Annotated in this window: 4 protein-coding genes and 3 pseudogenes; 4 read left to right on the forward strand and 3 right to left on the reverse strand. The window is 41.5% G+C overall.

Annotation, left to right across the window (positions count from 1 at the left end):
• Positions 1 to 75 precede the first annotated feature (75 nt).
• Positions 76 to 420 carry a hypothetical protein gene (locus EQY_RS0122085; protein ID WP_000346902.1) on the reverse strand — a complete coding sequence of 115 codons (345 nt, stop codon included), beginning with the start codon at positions 418 to 420 and terminating at the stop codon, positions 76 to 78.
• A gap of 739 nt (positions 421 to 1159) precedes the next feature.
• Here EQY_RS0122085 and EQY_RS0122090 point away from each other — a divergent pair.
• The 4 genes and pseudogenes from EQY_RS0122090 to EQY_RS0122105 all read left to right on the forward strand — a co-directional run bounded on the left by EQY_RS0122090 (position 1160) and on the right by EQY_RS0122105 (position 3017).
• Complete coding sequence (locus EQY_RS0122090) at positions 1160 to 1444, forward strand: CopG family ribbon-helix-helix protein (protein WP_024212708.1); 285 nt, start codon at positions 1160 to 1162, stop codon at positions 1442 to 1444.
• The gene (locus tag EQY_RS0122095; RefSeq protein WP_000421264.1) at positions 1444 to 1719 is read left to right on the forward strand and encodes a type II toxin-antitoxin system RelE/ParE family toxin; all 276 of its coding nucleotides are present in this window, start codon (positions 1444 to 1446) and stop codon (positions 1717 to 1719) included. The genes EQY_RS0122090 and EQY_RS0122095 overlap by 1 nt, the downstream gene beginning before the upstream one ends.
• Positions 1720 to 1824: 105 nt before the next feature.
• Positions 1825 to 2028, forward strand: a pseudogene (locus EQY_RS0122100) (hypothetical protein); the annotation flags it as partial.
• A 302-nt stretch (positions 2029 to 2330) separates the two neighbouring features.
• Complete coding sequence (locus EQY_RS0122105; protein ID WP_000009635.1) at positions 2331 to 3017, forward strand: hypothetical protein; 687 nt, start codon at positions 2331 to 2333, stop codon at positions 3015 to 3017.
• 453 nt (positions 3018 to 3470) lie between these two features.
• Here the strand turns inward: EQY_RS0122105 and EQY_RS0122110 are convergent.
• Together EQY_RS0122110 and EQY_RS27065 are read right to left on the reverse strand one after the other, a co-directional pair.
• Positions 3471 to 3830 (reverse strand): annotated as a pseudogene (locus EQY_RS0122110) (type II toxin-antitoxin system RelB/DinJ family antitoxin); the annotation flags it as partial.
• Positions 3831 to 4046: 216 nt separating this feature from the next.
• Positions 4047 to 4538, reverse strand: a pseudogene (locus tag EQY_RS27065) (hypothetical protein); the annotation flags it as partial.

Raw genomic sequence — 4538 nt, forward strand, 5'->3', positions numbered from 1 at the left:
ACAGCCCCCCCCGCCGTAAGGAGATGGTGAATATCTGTTGACATACACCATTCTTTCGTGTAACTTTTCGGCTTCTTACTTAAGAAGAGCAAACTTTCGGCAGATGGCTCTCACCATCTTACCGATACCCCAGAGCAGTCCGCTCTTTACTGGCGTAACCCAAAGTGCCGAAAGTGCAAATTTCGACACAATAAAGGCCTTAAGCCAGGGGGCTACAGCCCAGACCACCGCGGCACAGAGTCCCACGTAAGCCACCAGAAGCCAAATACAGAGACAGGCGCCCCAGTATTGTTTCTGTCCGATGTGCCTCCAGGCACTGACAGAAAGGTCTTTGGCGGTGGTGATAATCGCCAGAACAAAAGCGATTTCAGTCTGGAATGGGAATAAAACCGTTCCCTCGGTGTCGTTCAGAAAATCCATATATCCTCCATCGAATGGTTGGTGTTAACACTGATGTGTTAGTGGTGAGCATCTTCTTGACCTCAGTTTTTTTCGTAAAAAGGCACCCCGCGCCTCACTGATGTGAGCGCTGTTGATACCGTACAGAATGTTTTCTCTTTCAACTCTGCTATGATGTGTTCATTCGCATCCTCCTGTTTGTCATACCGATTTTAAGCTCGTCCCTGGTGCTCCCCGGAAAAAAATCCAAAACAAATCCGGGCCGGAATGGTGATGACCAGTCTGGCGGGAAATAAACGGATTTGTTTGGGGGGGGGGGGAACGGGACGGGACAATACTATGTAAGTAATGTTAACAGAAAATATAGTATTTGTCAATGGCAAAAATTTCCCATTAAAGTTAATGTAGCATGCCATTGCTGCAAATGCTTTAGCAAAAAGTGCTATCTATTCCGTCGCTGTACATTCATTTTCACCCGGAGCGGGGCAGCCAGGCGAATACCTTTTTCAGGTTTTTGCCCCATGCCCCTCAGAGTACCGACACAAACAGATGGGTGGCCACGCCCTGCTGGCACTTTCGTCCGGAACGGCAGAAGGCCGACTTGAGGGATTTGGACACCTCCCGCAGCGCGTCTTCCTGATTGGTGTTCAGGCTGAGTATCACCACCGTGCGCAGCCTTACATGCGCAGGTGCGCATTATTTGCCTTGTTCCGTCTGAAAATAATTACTATGATTAAGTATGATTAACAACTAATCGGATATACAAATGAAAAACAATACAGCACAAGAAACAAAAGTAATTACCGCGCATGTGCCATTACCTATGGCTGATAAAGTCGACCAGATGGCCGCCAGACTGGAACGCTCCCGGGGCTGGATTATCAAACAGGCGCTTTCTGCATGGCTTGCCCAGGAAGAGGAGCGTAATCGCCTGACGCTGGAAGCCCTGGATGATGTGACATCCGGACAGGTTATCGGCCATCAGGCTGTACAGGCCTGGGCGGACAGCCTTGGTACTGACAATCCGTTACCGGTGCCACGCTGATGGAACTGAAGTGGACCAGTAAGGCGCTTTCTGATTTGGCGCGGTTATATGATTTTCTGGTACTGGCCAGTAAACCTGCTGCCGCCAGAACTGTGCAGTCCCTGACACAGGCGCCGGTCATTCTGTTAACTCATCCACGTATGGGAGAACAGTTATTTCAGTTTGAACCCAGGGAAGTCAGACGGATTTTGGCAGGTGAGTACGAAATCCGTTACGAACTTAATGGCCAGACTATTTATGTATTGCGTCTGTGGCACACACGAGAAAACAGGTAGATTGTGTGTGGGGACAACTTAGCATAGCCTGCAGATATTAATTCTGGAACATTATTATCAGGCCAGATATTTTGCATTCCATTAAATAATCTTGTAGGAGATAAAATGGATTACGATGAAATAACGAAAATTACCGCTGAACGTATTAGCGACTACATGACTGAAGCAGTTAATACAGACTCTATAGCCGTTGCGGAAATGTTTCATAACGCTGCATGGGGAGTGCGAACATTGTGGTTTGAACTCGTCACAAAAATAGATATGGATATACATAAAAAGAACAGGTATGCGAGTTATGATCTTAGGAGGAAAATCGAAATTCAGCATGAAGAGTTTCAGAAAATGACAGAGCGCGAGCAAGTGCCTTTATTGAAATCACCAGAATAATGACAGCAGTACAAGTACATTCTGTTTTCTTTGACGTATTGAAGCGCTGTGCCCGTGTGCTACGATTTTTCCGTGTTATACCGCATATTCTCACTACAGCAACAATATATCTTATGGTGCAAATCAATGATGATTCTACGTAATACGGGATAGACTATGGGGAATTTTCATGGCTAACTGCGGCCAACGGTAAACGTTTTCTTAGTTATAATTAGGAGATGGGTATGAGTTTCAATTATGAACTGGCATATCAACAAGTAAGAAAATATCTTGGGAAGCATCAGGTTTCATTTTCTCAAGCAATTGATTCTGAAAGCAGTGTTAATAAGAGAGAATCATTTTACTCTGAGGTTTTTTTTGCATCTGCTTTGAGAAAATGTATTGATAGAAAAGGTCAATTGATTGAGCAAACAGGAGAAAATCATCCTGATGTTGTAATGAAGATGAATGGGATTCGTTTTAATTTTGAGGTGACGTTAATGACCAAAGAGGATGAACGATTCCGATATAAAAGCATCAATGCAAAAGAATATGCAGTTACAGATAATCCCAAAACACTGCTAACCTCCAAGATACTAAATAAAACAAGACAATACAAACGTTGGTTCAAAAAGGGTATTGTAAATAAAAACGATGTAAATATCATAGCTGTTGATTTGGGATATATTTTTCCGCGAACACCGACAGCAACGTTACTTGAAGCAGCAGTGCTTATGAAGTCGGATGAGTGTGAAATACTTATAGATAACTACGGGGGTAAGTGCCAGCCACCTCAGCCACGCGGATTCTTGGTTAAAACAGCCTGTGATGGTAGAGAGTTAAATATAAACTTAAATCATGTATATGATGGGTTAAAACACATAGATGCTTTGCTTACTTTTACTAAAGTTAATGCTCCGGAAAAAAAATAATAATTTTGATATCATAAATATTAATAATAATGAAAATGTTAATCGACTTATTTCTCTTGTCTCACATCATTACCAAACTACAGTCAAGAAATTGTTAATATGATGAAGAGATATTTAATTGAGAACGTCGTGACGACTCTTATATTCCTGTAATACTCAAACACCGTGTTATGGCTCGGTGTTTGAGATGCAACTATAACAGAGCGTAGTAATGAAAATTTCTGCTGTTCTCGTTATTCAATATCTTACATAAACAGGGGGGAGCGGTAAGTCTTATCATTACACACTTTCCTTGGCTGAGTGTACAACACTGACTACTTTCCCCTTAAACTCCTGGACAGCGAATGCAAAATTGGTCTTTTCCAGCATAGAAAATGTTACTTTTTCATGACCGTATCCGAAATTTTGTGCATCAACAAGAATACTCATAGCCTTATTAAAGGCGTTCAGAGCCAGTTCAGCATCTCGGTTATCTGAAAGAAGGCCTATTTTCTCTTTTGCACAACAATACAGTGCGTCGAGGCGGCGGTAATACTTCATCAGCTTTTCTTTTTCAATCCCATCCTGCTGTTCAGTCCATGCCTGTAAATTGGAAATCACTGCAAGAGCTTCAGCTAACATGTCTGAACTTTCACGTAATAAATCATGTGGCGTTTTTACAATTGAGGTGATCACAAACGGCAGTTTCTTTTGTTCAGCAATATACTGATAAAAAGCCGCAATAGCCTGAGTTTGACTGATATTCATCAGCTTCAGCACTTCATCCGCCTGGTTCTTTATATCATCATCAATACGTGCGTTAATGGTCGCCATCGTCTTCTCTCTCTGTCGTGGTCATATATCGATAATAATGCACATTTGCATTACGAGCAATAAGATAATGCAAATGTGCATTACGCCATCTTTTGAGGCTTCTTTTTGCGGTGTCGGATGTTCTGTTGAGAGAGGCCGGAATCGTTTGATTGATTTCCGTACATGCCTTTTCATAGTCACATTTGGCTCCCCCACCAGAGGGTGGAGCCTGTGCCCTCACTTCAGATACAGGTCGTTAATTAGTATGTTTGCACGTTCTTTTATTGTTATGAGTATCAGCGAATTTTTATCGACAACGCCGTTCAGAGAATAAAAAGGTTCTTTATCTGAACATGTGAGACGGAATATATTTATATCATCTTTGTATGGTATTAATGCCCGATAGCTTCCTTCTGATATGAGCATGAATCGAGCGTCGGGGTGTTTTGTAAGGAACATGTATCTGTTATGACAAAAAAAACTATCCCGGGCATCATAACGTAGCGTAAAATTCAATCCTGTGTTAAGTATATTTGTCATATTAATGTTTAATATATTAGATAATGCAATATACATAAGCAATGAAGGTAAAATAACCGAAATTTGATATCCTAAACTTGGATAGGGTTCTGTTTCTTTATTACGTGAAAAATTAATTAGATCAGGGGAGAAAAATATGAAGATGAATAAGAAATGATAAAGGGTGTAGTAAACCCAAAAAATATAAAC

This window comes from Escherichia sp. TW14182 (assembly GCF_000208525.1).
Lineage (GTDB): Bacteria > Pseudomonadota > Gammaproteobacteria > Enterobacterales > Enterobacteriaceae > Escherichia > Escherichia ruysiae.